General features: G+C 68.8%; 15 protein-coding genes. 13 read left to right on the top strand and 2 right to left on the bottom strand.

What is annotated here, in order from left to right; genetic code table 11:
* Positions 1-19 precede the first annotated feature (19 nt).
* The 7 genes from F7Q96_RS11125 (at position 20) to F7Q96_RS11095 (ending at position 6144) form a co-directional block, all read left to right on the top strand.
* Positions 20-883 carry a branched-chain amino acid ABC transporter permease gene (locus F7Q96_RS11125; RefSeq protein ID WP_151022641.1) on the top strand — a complete coding sequence of 288 codons (864 nt, stop codon included), beginning with the start codon at positions 20-22 and terminating at the stop codon, positions 881-883.
* Positions 880-1881: a branched-chain amino acid ABC transporter permease gene (locus F7Q96_RS11120; protein ID WP_053823302.1), complete on the top strand. Its 1002-nt coding sequence runs from the start codon at positions 880-882 to the stop codon at positions 1879-1881. The genes F7Q96_RS11125 and F7Q96_RS11120 overlap by 4 nt, the downstream gene beginning before the upstream one ends.
* Entirely contained in the window at positions 1881-2672 is a 792-nt protein-coding gene (locus F7Q96_RS11115) for an ABC transporter ATP-binding protein (RefSeq protein ID WP_053823303.1), read from the top strand. Before F7Q96_RS11120 ends, F7Q96_RS11115 begins: the two co-directional genes overlap by 1 nt.
* A complete protein-coding gene (locus tag F7Q96_RS11110) occupies positions 2672-3469 on the top strand; it encodes an ABC transporter ATP-binding protein (RefSeq protein WP_226995003.1) in 798 nt (265 codons plus the stop codon). Before F7Q96_RS11115 ends, F7Q96_RS11110 begins: the two co-directional genes overlap by 1 nt.
* Before the next feature lie 6 nt (positions 3470-3475).
* The gene (locus F7Q96_RS11105; RefSeq protein ID WP_249041665.1) at positions 3476-4804 is read left to right on the top strand and encodes an oxamate carbamoyltransferase subunit AllG family protein; all 1329 of its coding nucleotides are present in this window, start codon (positions 3476-3478) and stop codon (positions 4802-4804) included.
* A 120-nt stretch (positions 4805-4924) separates the two neighbouring features.
* On the top strand, positions 4925-5689 hold the full coding sequence (gene folE / locus F7Q96_RS11100) for a GTP cyclohydrolase I (RefSeq protein WP_053823304.1): 765 nt from the start codon (positions 4925-4927) through the stop codon (positions 5687-5689).
* A gap of 11 nt (positions 5690-5700) precedes the next feature.
* Positions 5701-6144 carry a BLUF domain-containing protein gene (locus F7Q96_RS11095; RefSeq protein ID WP_151022639.1) on the top strand — a complete coding sequence of 148 codons (444 nt, stop codon included), beginning with the start codon at positions 5701-5703 and terminating at the stop codon, positions 6142-6144.
* Between the two features lie 96 nt (positions 6145-6240).
* Here the strand turns inward: F7Q96_RS11095 and F7Q96_RS11090 are convergent, their stop codons facing one another.
* Complete coding sequence (locus F7Q96_RS11090; RefSeq protein WP_053823305.1) at positions 6241-6426, bottom strand: glycine zipper 2TM domain-containing protein; 186 nt, start codon at positions 6424-6426, stop codon at positions 6241-6243.
* Between the two features lie 257 nt (positions 6427-6683).
* Between F7Q96_RS11090 and F7Q96_RS11085 the strand changes: the two genes are divergently transcribed.
* From F7Q96_RS11085 to F7Q96_RS11060, 6 genes are all read left to right on the top strand, one after another.
* Positions 6684-7319: a 2-hydroxychromene-2-carboxylate isomerase gene (locus F7Q96_RS11085; protein WP_211923505.1), complete on the top strand. Its 636-nt coding sequence runs from the start codon at positions 6684-6686 to the stop codon at positions 7317-7319.
* Positions 7320-7381: 62 nt separating this feature from the next.
* Positions 7382-7897, top strand: coding sequence for a class IV adenylate cyclase (locus tag F7Q96_RS11080; protein WP_053823306.1), 516 nt, complete (start codon positions 7382-7384; stop codon positions 7895-7897).
* A gap of 440 nt (positions 7898-8337) precedes the next feature.
* Positions 8338-9567 carry an ABC transporter substrate-binding protein gene (locus F7Q96_RS11075; RefSeq protein ID WP_053823307.1) on the top strand — a complete coding sequence of 410 codons (1230 nt, stop codon included), beginning with the start codon at positions 8338-8340 and terminating at the stop codon, positions 9565-9567.
* An 85-nt stretch (positions 9568-9652) separates the two neighbouring features.
* On the top strand, positions 9653-11629 hold the full coding sequence (locus tag F7Q96_RS11070) for an ABC transporter permease (RefSeq protein WP_053823308.1): 1977 nt from the start codon (positions 9653-9655) through the stop codon (positions 11627-11629).
* Positions 11626-12426: an ABC transporter ATP-binding protein gene (locus F7Q96_RS11065; RefSeq protein WP_053823309.1), complete on the top strand. Its 801-nt coding sequence runs from the start codon at positions 11626-11628 to the stop codon at positions 12424-12426. The genes F7Q96_RS11070 and F7Q96_RS11065 overlap by 4 nt, the downstream gene beginning before the upstream one ends.
* Positions 12423-13139: an ABC transporter ATP-binding protein gene (locus F7Q96_RS11060; protein ID WP_053823310.1), complete on the top strand. Its 717-nt coding sequence runs from the start codon at positions 12423-12425 to the stop codon at positions 13137-13139. Before F7Q96_RS11065 ends, F7Q96_RS11060 begins: the two co-directional genes overlap by 4 nt.
* Positions 13140-13157: 18 nt before the next feature.
* On the opposite strand, the gene F7Q96_RS11055 is transcribed toward F7Q96_RS11060, so the two are convergent.
* Positions 13158-15377, bottom strand: coding sequence for a hybrid sensor histidine kinase/response regulator (locus tag F7Q96_RS11055; RefSeq protein WP_053823311.1), 2220 nt, complete (start codon positions 15375-15377; stop codon positions 13158-13160).
* Positions 15378-15604: the final 227 nt, after the last annotated feature.

The raw sequence follows: 15604 nt of genomic DNA, 5'->3' as shown, positions 1-15604 counted from the left end.
ACCGCCGGAAGCCACCGCCATGAGCCTCTACGCACAAATCCTCGTCAACGGCCTGATGCTGGGCGCGCTGTACGCCTGCATCGCCGTCGGCTTTTCGCTGGTCTGGGGCGTGCTGAACGTCATCAACATGCTGCACGGGTCGTTCATCGTGCTGGGGGGCTATCTGGCCTACTTCGCCTGGCTGCACTGGCAGGTCAGCCCTTTCGCGATGCTGCTGGCGGTTTCGGCGGGACTGTTCGTGCTCGGCTTCCTGCTGCAGTACGGGCTGGTCAACCGGGTCGTGTCGCAGCCGGTGCTGACCACGCTGACGCTGACCTTCGGCCTCGACATGATCCTCTACAACCTGATGAACCTGTGGTTCGACGCCACGCCGCGCCGGATCTCGCTGGACCTGGGGCGCCTGGACCTGAGCGGCGTGATCGTGCCGAACGACCGGCTGCTGGCGATGCTGCTGGCGCTGGCGATGACCGGCCTGCTCTATCTGGTGCTGCGCAGCTCGCGCATCGGCCGCGCCATCGTCGCGGTGCGGATGGACCGCGACGCCGCGACGCTGATGGGCATCCGCGTCGGCCGCGTCTACGCGATCACGTTCGGCATCGGCGCGCTGATGGCCGGCGCCTGCGGCGTGCTGATGTCCGTGGTGTTCCCGATCACCACCAATATCACCGGGCTGCTGCTCGGCAAGGCCTTCGTGATCTGCGTGATCGGCGGGCTCGGCACGGTGCCGGGCGCGCTGGTCGGCGGCCTTGCGCTGGGGCTGATCGAGAGCGTGGCGGGCAACTTCCTGGGCGCGCAGAGCGCGATCCTGGTCGGCTCGCTGCTGATGCTGGTGCTGTTGATGACGCGGCCCACCGGGCTGATCGGCAAGCGAGGCTACCAATGAACGCCAACCGTTCCCGTTTCCCCGGGCGCCGCGCCCATCTGCTGTTCGCCGGCGGCGTGCTGGTGCTGGCCGCGATGCCGTTCCTGGCCGACAACTACTTCGTGCGGCTCGCCACGTTCGTCTGCATGTACGGAGCCCTGGCGCTGTCGTGGAACTTCATTGGCGGCTATGCCGGCTATCCGTCGTTCTCGACCGCGGCCTTCGTCGGCCTGGGCAGCTATGTGGGCGGCCTGCTGCAGAACGCGGGCGTGCCGATGGTGCTCGCCTGGCTGGGCGCGACCGTGTTCGTCAGCCTGTTCGCCGCGCTGCTGGGCGGCGCGATCCTGCGGATGAAGGGCCATTACTTCGCGATCGGGTCGATCACGCTGGTCGAGGTGCTGCGCATGGTCGCCTCGCTGTGGGTCGAGGTGACCGGTGGCGGCGACGGACTCAATATCCGCATCCTCGCCGGCGGCCCCGACTTTGCCGGCCGCGTCTTCCTTTACGCGATGCTCGCGGTGATGCTATGCGCGTGGGCCACCACGCTGGCGGTCGACCGCTCGCGGCTCGGTTTCGGCCTGCGCTGCATCAGCCAGAACGAGGAGGCCGCCGATATGGTGGGCATCGACACCAACCGCTACAAGACCGCCGCCTACACGCTGTCGGCCGTCTATTGCGGCACCGTCGGCGCGATCTACGCGTCGTGGGTCTCGTATATCGCGCCGACCGACGCGTTCGGCATCCTGCTGACGCTGAAAGTGCCGGTGATGGCGATGCTGGGCGGACTGGGCACGGTCTACGGCCCGCTGGTCGGCGCCACTGCCTTCGTGCTGATGGAGGAAACGATCTGGGCGCGGTTTCTCGACTATCACCAGGCGATTCTCGGCGTGGTGATCGTGCTGCTGATCTTCTTCCTGCCGGGCGGCCTGCTGAAGATCGACTATCGGCGCGGGCTGGCACGCATCCGCGCGGCCGCCGGCGCGCGCGCGGGCCGTGCCGCGGCGACGGAGGTGCGCTGATGGGCAAGCTGCTGGAAGTCCGGGCACTGGACAAGCATTTCGGCGGGCTGCATGCGACCCGCAAGGTCAGCTTCGCGCTGGAGGAAGGCGAGATCGTCGGGCTGATCGGGCCGAACGGCGCGGGCAAGACCACGCTGGTCAATCTGATCACCGGCGTGGTGCGCGCCGACGGCGGCTCGGTGGTGTTCCGCGGCCGCGACGTGACCGCGCAGCGGCCCTGGCAGGCGGCCCGCAGCGGCCTGGCGCGGACGTTCCAGATCGTGCAGCCGTTTCCGCAGATGACGGTGCTCGAGAACGTCTGCGCCGGTGCGCTGTTCGCGGGCCACGCGGCCAGCATGGCGCAGGCCGAGCGCGACGCGATGGACCATCTCGAATTCGTCGGCCTGGCACATGAGGCGCGGCGCCCGGCCACCGCGCTGACGCTGCCCTCGCGCAAGCGGCTGGAACTGGCCAAGAGCCTGGCGATGCGGCCGCGGCTGCTGTTGCTCGACGAGGTCAATGCCGGGCTGAACAGCGCCGAAATCGACCAGGCGCTGGCGCTGATGCGGGCGATCGCGGCGCGCGGCGTCACCATCCTGCTGATCGAACATCTGATGAAGGTGGTGATGTCGCTGAGCCAGCGCATCCTGGTGCTGCATCAGGGCGAACTGATCGCACAGGGCGAGCCGCAGGCGGTGATCCGCGATCCGCGAGTGGTCGAGGCCTATCTGGGCAGCAAGTTTGCCGCGCGCCAGGCGGCGCATGGCGTAGCCGCGATGGCGGCGACGGACACCACCACGGAGGTCCACTGATGAACGTGCAAACCAGCGTCGGCAGCGCCGCCATGGCCGCTCGCGCCAGCGCGCTGTCCGCCGGCGCCGCCTCGTCCCCGAACGCGCCCCTGCTCGAAATCACCGGGCTGCGCGCCGGCTACGGCGACGTGCAGGTGCTGTGGGGCATCGACCTGCAGGTGCCGGCCGGCGAGGTCACCTGCATTGTCGGCTCCAACGGCGCCGGCAAGTCCACGCTGCTGCGAACGATCTCCGGCATGGTCAAGCCCTCCGGCGGGCGGCTCGTGTTTGCCGGCAAGGACATGACCGGCGCCAGTCCCGACGCGATGCTGCGCGCCGGCGTCGCGCATGTGCCCGAAGGGCGGCGGCTGTTCCGGGGCCTGTCGATCCGCGACAACCTGCTGCTGGGCGCGTATCTGCGCAGCGACAGCCGCGCCGACATCGAGGCCGACCTCGACTTTGTCTTCACCATGTTTCCCATCCTGAAGACCCGCCAGAAGCAGGACGCCACCACGCTTTCCGGCGGCGAGCAGCAGATGTGCGCGATCGGCCGGGGCATCATGTCGCGCCCGCAACTGCTGATGATCGACGAGCTGTCGCTGGGGCTGGCCCCGCGCGCGGTCGAGAGCCTGGGCGAGGCGCTGCTGCAGATCAATCGGGCCGGGTTGACCATCCTGCTGGTCGAACAGGACGTGCTGACGGCGTTCGAGCTGGCCCGCCATGCCAACGTGGTCGAGACCGGACGGGTATCGCTTGCCGGCGAGACGCGGCTGCTGGCCGACGATCCGCGTGTGCGCCAGGCCTATATGGGGATGTGAGGCGGCATGAGCACGGCAATGGACGCGATCGACGCCAATGAAGCCGCCCGCCGCGCCGCCAATGCGCGCGTGCTGGCGCGGCTCGCCTCGGTGCAGCCCGCGTGGACGGCGGTAAGGCCGGCGCGCGAGGCGCTGGGCCTGGCCCCCCACACGCTGCTGCACGCCGGCCCGCCACTGACCGACCCGTGCCGGCCGCCGAAGCCGCTGCTGGCTTCGGCGGTGCTGTGCTGCCTGTACGAGGGCTGGGCAAGCGACGCGATGGCGGCCGAGCACGCGATCGCCTGCGGACGCATTGCCTTGCGGCCGGCGCAGGACTTTGGCGCGGTCACGCCGCTGGCCGCGCTGATTTCGCCTTCGTCGGCGCTGGTAGAGGTCGTGGACCTGGCCGCTGCCGGCTCGCACGCCGTGCCTGCACGGGCGTGGTCGCTGCTCGGCAGCGGCGCCGGGCCGCAATTGCGCTTCGGCAGCCGGGATCCGGCGATCCTGCCCAGACTGGCGTGGCGCGATGGCGCGCTGGCGCGCCGGCTGAACGCCGTGCTGGCCGCGGGGCCGCTGGCGCTGCTGCCGCTGGCCACGACGGGCCTGGCCGCGGGCGACGACCTGCATGCGCGCACGACGGCGGCCAACACGGCCTTGTGCGAGCGGCTGATCCCGGCGCTGGGCGGCGTCGGCGACGGGGCGGCCGACGCCACGGAGGAAGCGGACGGAGGGGACGAGGGGGACGATGGGGACGCGCGGGCCGTGGCGCGGATGCTGCGCCAGACGCCGCTGTTCTTCCTGACGTTGTGGATGGCCGCTTGCCACCTGATGCTGGATCGCGCCGCCGATGGCGGCCGCGACGCGGCCTCGAGCCTCGTCGTGGCGCTGGCCGGCAATGGCGAACGGGTGGGTATTCGGCTGGCCGGGCAGCCGCATCGCTGGCATACCGCGCCTGCCGCCGCGCCGGTCGGTCCGCCGCTGAACGCATCGGCGGCCAGCGCCACCGCCTTGCCGGTGATCGGCGACAGCGGCGTCATCGATGCATTGGGCTGTGGCGGGCAGGCGTTGACCGGAGCGCCGGAGATCGCCGCGGCGCTGGCGCCGTGGCTGCCCGCCGACTGGCGCACGCGGCCCGGATCCCTGCTGGCGGGCCGCCATCCCGGCCTGGCGCCGCAAGGGCTGGCCGTGGGCCTCGATGCCGCAAGCATCGTCACGGGTCGCGAGCCGCTGACCGCGATCGCCATGATCGATGCCGCCGGCGAACTGGGCCTGCTCGGCCGCGGACTGTTCGTGCCGCCCGCGAGCCTGTTCGCGCAGGCCGCGCGGGACATCGCGGCAGCGGCTGGCGAGGCCTGACGCTGCCGCGTCCTTGCACGGGCGCTGACTTTGCCGGGCATGGCCCGGTCTTCCCTGCGCTTGCCGACGCTGTGCCGTCCCCCTATAGTCGGGCCAATGTCCTTCAACTCGGGAAACGGCATGACCAACAGCGATTCCGCTCCGAAACGGCAAGGGGCCGACGTCTCGACGCCCAGCGCGGCCGACGTGCGCGGCCACGTCGTCGAACAGCCGGTGTCGGAGCGCATCCGCGCCCGGCTGCTCGCCGCGCGCCAGCGCTTTCACGCCAACGACAATATCTCGCGCTTCATCGAGCCCGGCGAACTCGACCAGTTGTCGAAGGAGGTCGAACACCGGCTGGCCGACGTGCTGCGCAGCCTGGTCATCGATATCGACAACGATCACAACACACAGGAGACCGCGCGCCGCGTCGCCAAGATGTACCTGAAGGAAATCTTCGCCGGCCGCTATGTGCATGCGCCGAGCGTGACGGAATTTCCGAATGTCGAGCAGCTCAGCGAACTGATGATCGTCGGCCCGATCCGCGTGCGCAGCGCGTGTTCGCACCATCTGTGCCCGATCATCGGCAAGCTGTGGGTCGGCGTCATGCCCAACCAGCATTCGAACCTGATCGGCCTGTCCAAGTATGCGCGGCTGGCCGAATGGATCATGTGCCGTCCGCAGATCCAGGAAGAGGCGGTCAGCCAGATGGCGGACCTGCTGCAGCAGAAGATGAATCCGGACGGCCTGGCCATCGTGATGGAGGCCGAGCACTTCTGCATGCACTGGCGCGGCGTGCGCGATACCGACGCCAAGATGACCAACAGTGTGATGCGCGGCTCCTTCCTGAAGAACGACAGCCTGCGCCGCGAATTCCTGACCCTGCTCAATCTGAACCGCGGCTGAAGGAGGCCACCATGCTAGTTCGTCTGCTTTACGCGAGCCGCGCCCGCCAGCCCGCCGACGAGGGGCTGGTCGACACCATCGTGGCCACCAGCATCGAGCGCAATCCGCCGCAAGGCATCACCGGCGTGCTGTGCTATGGCAACGGCGTCTTCGTGCAGGCGCTGGAAGGCGCCCGCGCCGAGGTATCGGCCCTCTATCACCGGATCGCAAAGGACCCGCGGCACGAGGACGTCGTGCTGCTGCACTACGAGGAAATCGGGGAGCGGCAATTTGCCGGCTGGGCGATGGGGCTGGTCGACACCTGCCGCATCAATACCGCCACGCTGCTGAAGTACTTCCCGCGGGCGGAGTTCGATCCGTATCGCACCAGCGGCCGCGCCTCGCTGGCACTGCTCGGCGAGCTGATCGCCGGCAATGCCGTGGTGGCGCGCAGTGCGGAACGGACCCGCTATTGAGGTGTTGAGCGCTGCGTCGTCGCCGCGAAGGCGGGACCCGGCGGCTGTCGGAGGCGCTGGCTTCCCGCATGCGCGGCGACGACGCAGCGAGCCCCGTCAGTCCTTGCCCAGCTCGTGGCCGATATAGCCGCCGACCGCCGCTCCGCCGATCGTGCCCCACGGGCTGCCATCGGAGACTTCGTGACCGATCGCACCGCCGGCGACCGCGCCGCCGAGCGTACAGCCCTGCATCGAGATGGTCATCGCGCCCGCCGCAACGAGCGTTGCTATCAGCTTCCACATGATGATCTCCTGAGCGGCGTGGTTGCCGCCTGATGCGTCCAGCTTAGGCCCCGCCGCCACGCCGTCGATTCGGCCCCGGGCTGAATTGCCTGTAGGAAAGGGACGACACCCCGGGCGGCGTGTGTGTCACAGCCGCGGTCTGGCTTGTGCGCCGCGGCATGCCGCCCGGGCATGCGCCCCATGCCGAGGCCGCGCTTGAGCGGCGCGGGGTGTCAGGGCGATCATCGTGGCGTCGTCGCCGCCAACCAGGAGACAGGATGCCAGCCGCGCCCATGCCTGCGCCAACGCCCCGGCCCACGCTCGAGTTCTGGTTCGAATTCGGCAGCAACTACAGCTATCTGAGCGCGATGCGGATCGAGCCGCTGGCGGCCCGGCACGGCGTCACGCTGGCGTGGAAGCCGTTTCTGCTCGGCCCGGTGTTCGCCGCCCTGGGCTGGCAGGGCTCGCCCTTCGTGGTGCAGCGCGCCAAGGGTGCCTACGCGATGATCGACACCGCCCGCCAGTGCGCCAAATACGGCCTGCCATGGCGGCAGCCGAGCCAGTTCCCGCGCCGCGCGCTGCTGCCGATGCGCGTGGCGCTGCTCGGCGCACAGGAACCGTGGATCGGCGCCTATTGCCGCCGCATCATGCGGATGAATTTCGCGGAGGACCGCGATATCGACAACCCCGAGGCGGTCGGCGAGGCGCTGGCCGAACTGGGTCTGCCGGCCGACGCCCTGCTGGCGGCCGCCGTGCTGCGGCAGAACAAGGAGGCGCTGCGCGCGCAGACCGAACGGGCCCTGCACCGCGGCGTCTTCGGTGCGCCGACCTTCTTCGTCGGCGCGCAGATGTTCTGGGGCAACGACAGGCTGGAAGACGCGCTGGCGTTCGCCATCGAGCAGCAGGCGGCATAAGGATCCGGGCCTGGCGGCATGCGCCCGGGGCGAGCGGGCACGCGTGCTACCATCGTCGGCCCATGCCGACCAATATCGAAATCAAGGCCCGCGTCGACGACCGCGACGCCCTGGCGCCTCTCGCGGCCGAACTGGCCGATCACGGTCCCGAACTGCTGCAGCAGGACGACACCTTTTTCCATTGCGGCAATGGCCGCCTGAAGCTGCGCGCGTTTCCGTCGGGACAGGGCGAGCTGATCTTCTATCGCCGCGCCGACGACAGCGGTCCCAAGCCAAGCCACTACCAGATCGTGCCGACCGCCGAGCCGGACCGGCTGCGTGCCGCGCTGGCTGCCGCCTACGGCGAGGCCGGACGCGTGCGCAAGGCCCGCATCCTGTACCTGATCGGCCGCACCCGCGTGCATCTGGATCGGGTCGAGGGACTGGGCGACTTCCTCGAACTGGAGGTGGTGCTGCGCGACGGCGAAGCGGCCGAGCAGGGCGTGGCCGAGGCCCATGCGCTGCTCGGCAAGCTGGGCGTCGATGCCGGCCAGCTGGTGCCGACGGCCTATGTCGATCTGCTGCGGACAAAGGGCTGATGCCGGCAGGCTTTTCGCTGACGGCTTGATTCACCGCGCTGTTTTCCGGCGGGCCAGGCCCCGCTTCAGGCCGGCGCCATTCCCGTGAACACCCTGATTTCCACTCGCCTTGATGTAGTACATACTGAACGTCCATTCGGTAAACGCTACATCAATGGGGGGCCGCGCGAGTCCGTCCGCCAGCGCAATGCCGGCCGGCGAGCGCGAAGCCGATTGCCGTGGCATGCTTGTACGATGCGGCATGGGAAGCCGCTGGCCCGTTCCTTGCGTCAACCCGGCCGTCGCAGTTTATGTAGTGAATCCTGAATGAAAACAGTGCGAGGAGCACCGCCTCCGGCGAGGGATGCGCACCAGCACTGTGCCGGCCGCGCGCCGGCGTGCCTTGCCGTTTCATTGTCCATTCCCGCCATCTGGCGACTTGCTTCAGCAAAGGAAGAACGATGCACAACCGAATCCGCCCCCAACGGCGATTGCGCCGCGCCGCCGCCGCCGTGGCCGTCACCGTGTCGGCGCTGCTCGGCAGCGCCGCGGCGCTGGCGCAGAACACCATCAAGATCGGCGAAATCAACAGCTACAAGGCGCAGCCGGCATTTCTCGAGCCGTACAAGCGCGGCTGGGAGATGGCGATCGAGGAGGTCAATGCGGCGGGCGGCGTGCTCGGCAAGAAGCTGGAGGTGGTGTCGCGCGACGATAACGGCAATCCGGGAGACTCGGTGCGGGTGGCCGAGGAACTGGTGGCGCGCGAGCGCGTCGCGCTGCTGTTCGGCGGCTTCCTGTCCAATACCGGTCTCGCGCTGACCGACTATGCCAGGCAGCGGCGCGTATTTTTCCTGGCCGCCGAGCCGCTGACCGACAAGATCGTCTGGCAGAACGGCAACCGGTACACCTACCGGCTGCGTCCGTCGACCTATATGCAGGTCGCGATGCTGGTGCCCGAGGCGGCCAGGCTGAAGAAGAAGCGCTGGGCCATCGTCTATCCCAACTACGAATACGGGCAATCGGCGGTCGCCACCTTCAAGAAGCTGCTGAAGCAGGCGCAGCCCGATGTCGAGTTCGTCGCCGAACAGGCGCCGCCGTTGGGCAAGGTCGACGCCGGCTCGGTGGTGCAGGCGCTGGCGGATGCCAAGCCCGATGCGATCTTCAACGTGCTGTTCGCCGCCGACCTCGGCAAGTTCGTCCGCGAGGGCAACACGCGGGGGCTGTTCGAAGGACGGGAGGTGGTGTCGCTGCTGACCGGCGAACCGGAATATCTGGATCCGCTGCGCGGCGAGGCGCCGAAGAACTGGATCGTGACCGGCTACCCGTGGTACGCGATCGATACGCCCGAAAACAAGAAGTTCGTCGAGGCCTATCGCAAGAAATTCAACGACACGCCGCGCGTCGGCTCGGTGGTCGGCTACGCCGCGGTCAAGTCGATCGCGGCGGGGCTGCAGAAGGCCGGCTCCGCCGACAGCGACAAGCTCGCCGCCGCGTTCTCCGGCCTGCGCGTCGACACGCCGATGGGGCAGATCGTCTACCGTCCGCAGGACCATCAATCGACGATGGGCGCCTATGTCGGGCGCACCGGCGTGCGCGACGGCAAGGGCGTGATGACCTCCTTCGTCTACGTCGACGGTGCCAAGGTGCAGCCCAGCGATGCCGAAGTGAAGGCGATGCGGCCGGCGCAATAAGGCCGGCGCAACAAGGCTGATGCAATAAGGCCGATGCAATAAGGCCGATGCAACAGGGCCGGCGCGTCCCGGCTGGAGTCGACACATGACACTGACAAGCTTGCTGGCCCAGCTGCTGAACGGCCTGGCCGAAGCCTCGACGATGTTCCTGGTGGCCGCCGGGCTGTCGCTGATCTTCGGCGTCACGCGCATCGTCAATTTCGCGCACGGCTCGTTCTTCATGCTGGGCATCTATCTGTCCTATACGGTGGTCAGCCGTATCGGCGAGACCGCCGCGGGCTTCTGGGGCGGCGTGCTGGTGTCCGCGCTGCTGGTCGCCGCGATCGGCGCGCTGGTCGAATGCCTGATCCTGCGGCGCATCTATCAGGCGCCCGAGCTGTTCCAGCTGCTGGCGACGTTCGCGCTGGTGCTGGTGATCAAGGATGCGGCGCTGTTCGTCTGGGGACCCGAGGACCTGTTCGGCCCCCGCGCGCCGGGCCTGAGCGGCGCGGTGGAAATACTGGGCCAGCGCTTCCCGCAATACGACCTGGTGCTGATCGCGATCGGCCCGCTGGTGCTCGGCCTGCTGTGGCTGCTGCTGACACGCACGCGCTGGGGCACGCTGCTGCGCGCGGCGACGCAGGACCGTGAAATGGTCGGCGCGCTCGGCACCAACCAGGCCTGGCTGTTCACCGGCGTGTTCGCGCTCGGCTGCTTTCTGGCGGGGCTGGCCGGTGCGCTGCAGGGCCCGCGCGTGCCGGCCAACCTTGCGCTCGATCTGGAGACCATTGGCAGCGCCTTCGTCGTTGTCGTGGTCGGCGGCATGGGCTCGATCCCCGGCGCCTTTCTCGCGGCGCTGCTGATCGCCGAGATCAAGGCGCTGTGCATCGCGCTCGGCACGGTGTCGTTCGGCGGCGTCGAGATCGCGCTGACCAGGATGACGCTGGTGGTCGAGTTCCTGGTGATGGCGGTGATCCTGGTGGTGCGCCCCTGGGGTCTGCTCGGCAAGCCACAGGCGCCGTCGCGCAATGGCGCCGAGCTGGAGGCGCCGCTGCGTGCGCCCGGCAAGGCGGTCAAGCTCGCTGGGGCGCTGACCGTCGTGGCGCTGCTGCTGGTGCCGCTGCTCGCGCAAACCTATCCGTACCTGACGGTGCTGCTGGTCGAAATCCTGATTGCGGTGCTGTTCGCCGCCAGCCTGCACTTCATCATGGGCCCGGGGGGCCTGCACTCGTTCGGCCATGCCGCCTACTTCGGCCTGGGCGCCTACGCGGCCGCGCTGCTGCTGACCAAATGGCAACTGCCGATGGAGAGCACGCTGCTGCTGGCGCCGCTCTTGGCCTGCGCCGGCGCGATCGTGTTCGGCTGGTTCTGCGTGCGGCTGTCCGGCACCTATCTGGCGATGCTGACGCTGGCCTTCGCACAGATCGTCTGGTCGGTGATCTACCAGTGGGACGGCTTCACCGGCGGCAGCAATGGTCTGCTTGGCGTGTGGCCGGCCGGCTGGCTGTCGTCGCCGACCGCGTTCTATTACCTGACGATGGGCCTGTGCTGCCTGTGCGTGCTGGCGCTGCGTCGCATCCTCTTTGCACCGTTCGGCTACGCGATGCGCGCCGGACGCGATTCGGCGCTGCGCGCCGAGGCGATCGGCATCGACGTCAAGCGGGTGCAGTGGGTGGCGTTTGCCATCGCCGGCCTGTTCTGCGGCATGGCGGGCGTGCTGTTCGCCTATTCGAAGGGCAGCATCTCGCCCGAGGCGATCAGCGTCGGCCGCTCGGTCGACGGCCTGGTGATGGTGCTGCTCGGCGGCGTGCAGACCCTGGCCGGGCCGCTGGTCGGCGCGTCGGTGTTCACCTGGCTGCACGACACCATCGCGCGCGAAACCGAATACTGGCGGGCACTGCTGGGCGCCACCATGCTGCTGCTGGTGATCCTGTTCCCGGCCGGCATCGTCGGCTCGCTGCGCAAGCGCTTCGTGCGCGAGACGGAGCCGGCCGAAGCCGAGCCGGCGGCCGGCGCGTCTGGCCAGTCCGGCGCGTCCGCCTCCTCGTCCTGGCAATCTCCCTCGCTGAAGGAGCCGGCATGACGCTGCTGCAAGTCAGACATCTGGGCAAGGCGTTCGGTGGCGTCAAGGCGGTCAGCGACGTGTCGTTCGACCTGCCTGCCGGCCAGTTGCTGGCGCTGCTCGGCCCCAACGGCGCCGGCAAATCGACCTGCTTCAACATGCTGAACGGCCAGCTCAAGCCGGACCACGGCTCGATCCGATTCGACGGGCACGAGATCGCCGGCATGCGGCCGCGCGATATCTGGCGGCTCGGCGTCGGCCGGACCTTCCAGATCGCCGCCACCTTCGGCTCGATGACGGTGGTCGAGAACGTGCAGATGGCGATCCTGTCGCGCGAGCGCAAGCTGTTCCAGCTGTGGCGCCCGGTGCGCCGGCACCATCGCGACGAGGCAATGGCGCTGCTCGAACAGGTCGGCATGGCCAGCCAGGCCGAGCGCGCCTGCGGCGTGCTGGCCTATGGCGACGTCAAGCGCGTCGAACTGGCGATCGCGCTGGCCAACCGGCCCCGGCTGCTGCTGATGGACGAGCCGACCGCCGGCATGGCGCCCGAGGAGCGCCGGGCGCTGATGGCGCTGACCAGGCAACTGGTCGTGCGGCACCAGCTGTCGGTGCTGTTTACCGAGCACAGCATGGACGTCGTGTTTGCCTATGCGGACCGGATGATCGTGCTGGCGCGCGGCCAGCTGATCGCCGAGGGCGATGGCGAGACGATCCGCAACGATCCCAAGGTACGCGAGGTGTATTTCGGTACCGGCAAGACCTTCGAAAGCCGGGCCGGACAACGCCGATCCGGACAGATGCAGGAGGGTTCGGCATGAGCGCCGACACGCTGTTGGAAGTGAGCGGCCTGAACGCATTCTATGGCCGCGCGCATATCCTGTTCGATGTCGGGCTGGAAGTGCGGCGCGGCGAGGTCGTCGCGCTGATGGGCCGCAACGGCGCCGGCAAGTCGACCACGATGAAGGCGCTGATGGGGCTGCTCGATCGCGCGCACGGCAGCATCCGCTTTCGCGGCCGCGACCTCGCGCGCGCCAAGCCGTACCAGATCAGCCGCCTGGGCATGGGCTTCGTGCCCGAAGACCGTCGCATCTTCACCGACCTGACGGTGATGGAAAACCTCGAGATCGGCAGGCAGCCGCCGCGTGCCGATGCGGTCGAATGGACGCCGCAGAAGCTGTTCTCGCTGTTTCCGAACCTCGGCGAGATGCCGAACCGGCCGGGCGGGCAGATGAGCGGCGGCGAGCAGCAGATGCTGACCGTGTCGCGCACGCTGATGGGCAATCCGTATCTGGTGCTGCTCGACGAGCCGTCCGAAGGCGTGGCGCCGGTGATCGTCGAACAGATGGCCAACATGATCCTGGCGCTCAAGCGCGAGGGCATGTCGATCCTGCTGTCCGAGCAGAACCTGCACTTCGCCGAACTGGTCAGCGATCGTGCCTATGTGCTGGAGAACGGCCACATCCGCTACCACGGCACGATGGCGGAACTGGCCGCCAACGACGCGGTACGGCGCGACTACCTGGCGGTGTAGGAAGAGCTGCCGCCGGCCTTATTGGCCGGTGTCCTCGATCAGCCGCAGCAACGCATCGGGGCTGACCGGCTTGACCAGATGCTGGCTGAAGCCGGCGGCCTTGCTTCGATCGCGGTCGGTGTCCTGCCCGTAGCCCGTCAGCGCGACGAAGCGGCACGGACGGTCGCCCAGCGTCTCGCGCAGCCGGCGCACCAGTTCGTAGCCGTCCATCACCGGCAGGCCGATGTCGAGCACCGCGACATCGGGCGCGAAGCGCTCGACGACGCGCAGCGCGGAGACCGGGTCGTAGACCACCTGGACATGATGGCCGTAGGCCGTCAGCAATTGCGCCAGCGCCTGCACCGAATCGACGTTGTCGTCGACCAGCAGCACGCGGCGCGCATCGGCGGCGGCTACCACGGCGGCAGGTTCGTCGCGGTGCGCGGCCGCCACCAGCTCGGCGCTGGCCACCGCGGGCAGGCGGATCGTGAATTCGCTGCCCTGAGCGGGTCCCGCGCTGGTCGCCGACACGCTGCCGCCGTGCAGTTCGACCAGATTCTTGACCAGCGCCAGACCGATTCCGAGCCCGCCTTCCTGGCGGTCGATCTTGCGCGGCCCCTGATAGAACAGGTCGAACAGATGGGGCAGCATGTCGGCTGCGATGCCGATGCCGTTGTCGCGCACCCGGATCACGATGGTGCCCGCTGCGCTGCCCTCCGCGATATCCTCCACCGGGTCGTCGCGCCATGCCGACAGCCGGATCTCGCCGCCGATATCGGTGTAGCGCGCGGCATTGGTCAGCAGATTGGCGACCGCCTGCGCCAGCCGCACGGGGTCGCCCTGCCAGGCCAGCGAGCGGTCGACGTCGACGGTCAGCCGATGGCTGCGCTGTTCCAGAAGCCGGCTTGCCATTTCGACGGCCTTGGCCAGCACGTCGGCCAGCTGCACCGTCTCGACCTTGAGCTCGATATTGCCGCGCGTGATGCGCGATACGTCGAGCAGATCGTCGATCAGCCGCACCAGATGATCGACCTGGCGCTCGATGATGGCCCGCTCGCGCTGGGTCTCGGTGGACCCGCGCATTCGCATCAGCTGCAGCGCCGTGACGATCGGCGACAGCGGATTGCGCAGCTCGTGCCCCAGCATCGCCAGGAATTCGTCCTTGGCCTGGCTGGCGCGCTCCAGTTCGCGCAGCAGGCGCTCGCGCTGCTGTTCGGCGAGCTCGCGCGCGACGCGGTCGCTGGCGTCGCGCGTGAAGCAGCGCGTATAACGCAGCTTGCCGTCCTCGAAGCAGCCGTTCGAATGGATCAGCACGGGTTTGATGCTGCCGTCCTTGCAGCGCAGCCGGGCGGGCTGGTCGTACAGCGTCTCGCCGGCCTTCAGGCTGTCGAGGATGTGCTCGATGACCGGGGCGTCGACGTGGAAGTCGGTGATCGGGCGTCCCACATATTCGTCGTAGCGGTAGCCGAGCATCTCGAGTTCGGCCCGGTTGGCCCACAGGATGGTGCCGTCGGCCGCGACGCGATGCACGCCCTCGGCGGCATTGTCGAGGAAGTCGGTCAGCTCGATCTCGCGCCGGCGCAACGTCGATTCGGCCTCGCGCAGCCGCTTGACCTCGTTCTCCAGCGCCAGCGCCTTCTGCTGCCATACCGCGGCGCGCAGCGCGCTGTCGGCGATATCGGCCGACTTGCCCGCCGCGGTGGCGTAGAAGTGGGTGTGGACATCGCAGACGCAGCGGAAGTGCCGCGCCTTCTCGTCGCTGGCGAACACCCGATGCGGATACGCACACAGCAGCCTGAAGCCGTGGCGCCGGATCAGATCGTTCCACAGTTCCTCGAGCCGCAGCGCGGCGTCGTGCATGCCTTGCTCGCACAGCAGCGCGACCATCTCGCCGAACGCGTGCAGCGGTGGAGCACGTCGCGCTTCCGCGGCCACCAACTCGCCGACGCTCGCCAGAAAGCGCTGTTCGTCCGGCCATCCGTCGACCATGAATCGGTCCAGCGTCGCCTGTGCCGGCAACGTGATCAGATTGCCGGTGTACCACGGCCGATCGTCCCGCCCCGGACCGAGGCCGCGCAGCAGCGGCAGCAGCGCATCCAGGTGTTCCTCGGTGGCGATCAGGATCGCGCTGCCGCCGCAGCGCAAGGCCTCGTCGGCGAACTCGCGCACGTCCGCGACAAGGATCGAGTCCTCGTCGTAGAAGCGGACCATGTGCGAGGTATCGGGCTTGGCCAGATGCCCCGGGATGACGGCTGACATGGGAACGGTGGGGGCGCGCTGCGTCGTGGGGAAGGTCCCATGATACTGCGCCCACGCGCAGGGACGGTCAAATCGCCCGGCGGTCGCCGCGCATTCTGCTGCAAGATGCCCGCGAAACCCCCGCGAAACCCCCGCGAAACCCCCGCGAAACCCCCGCGAACGCCGCACGGAAAGCGGCGGCGAAGGCCCCGTAGCGAGGCCGTGCCCGATATACTCTGCGCAACGCT

This window comes from Cupriavidus gilardii (assembly GCF_008801915.1).
Classification (GTDB): Bacteria; Pseudomonadota; Gammaproteobacteria; order Burkholderiales; family Burkholderiaceae; genus Cupriavidus; species Cupriavidus gilardii.
Note: the sequence above shows the minus strand (reverse complement) of the source record. Positions and strands in the feature narration are given on the sequence as shown.

Excerpts from the sequence above, each read along its gene's own strand:
- F7Q96_RS11125 (WP_151022641.1), top strand. The coding sequence starts at position 20 with ATGAGCCTCTACGCACAAATCCTCGTCAACGGCCTGATGCTGGGCGCG.
- F7Q96_RS11120 (WP_053823302.1), top strand. The coding sequence starts at position 880 with ATGAACGCCAACCGTTCCCGTTTCCCCGGGCGCCGCGCCCATCTGCTG.
- F7Q96_RS11115 (WP_053823303.1), top strand. The coding sequence starts at position 1,881 with ATGGGCAAGCTGCTGGAAGTCCGGGCACTGGACAAGCATTTCGGCGGG.
- F7Q96_RS11110 (WP_226995003.1), top strand. The coding sequence starts at position 2,672 with ATGAACGTGCAAACCAGCGTCGGCAGCGCCGCCATGGCCGCTCGCGCC.
- F7Q96_RS11105 (WP_249041665.1), top strand. The coding sequence starts at position 3,476 with ATGAGCACGGCAATGGACGCGATCGACGCCAATGAAGCCGCCCGCCGC.
- folE (WP_053823304.1), top strand. The coding sequence starts at position 4,925 with ATGACCAACAGCGATTCCGCTCCGAAACGGCAAGGGGCCGACGTCTCG.
- F7Q96_RS11095 (WP_151022639.1), top strand. The coding sequence starts at position 5,701 with ATGCTAGTTCGTCTGCTTTACGCGAGCCGCGCCCGCCAGCCCGCCGAC.
- F7Q96_RS11090 (WP_053823305.1), bottom strand. The coding sequence starts at position 6,426 with ATGTGGAAGCTGATAGCAACGCTCGTTGCGGCGGGCGCGATGACCATC.
- F7Q96_RS11085 (WP_211923505.1), top strand. The coding sequence starts at position 6,684 with ATGCCAGCCGCGCCCATGCCTGCGCCAACGCCCCGGCCCACGCTCGAG.
- F7Q96_RS11080 (WP_053823306.1), top strand. The coding sequence starts at position 7,382 with ATGCCGACCAATATCGAAATCAAGGCCCGCGTCGACGACCGCGACGCC.
- F7Q96_RS11075 (WP_053823307.1), top strand. The coding sequence starts at position 8,338 with ATGCACAACCGAATCCGCCCCCAACGGCGATTGCGCCGCGCCGCCGCC.
- F7Q96_RS11070 (WP_053823308.1), top strand. The coding sequence starts at position 9,653 with ATGACACTGACAAGCTTGCTGGCCCAGCTGCTGAACGGCCTGGCCGAA.
- F7Q96_RS11065 (WP_053823309.1), top strand. The coding sequence starts at position 11,626 with ATGACGCTGCTGCAAGTCAGACATCTGGGCAAGGCGTTCGGTGGCGTC.
- F7Q96_RS11060 (WP_053823310.1), top strand. The coding sequence starts at position 12,423 with ATGAGCGCCGACACGCTGTTGGAAGTGAGCGGCCTGAACGCATTCTAT.
- F7Q96_RS11055 (WP_053823311.1), bottom strand. The coding sequence starts at position 15,377 with ATGTCAGCCGTCATCCCGGGGCATCTGGCCAAGCCCGATACCTCGCAC.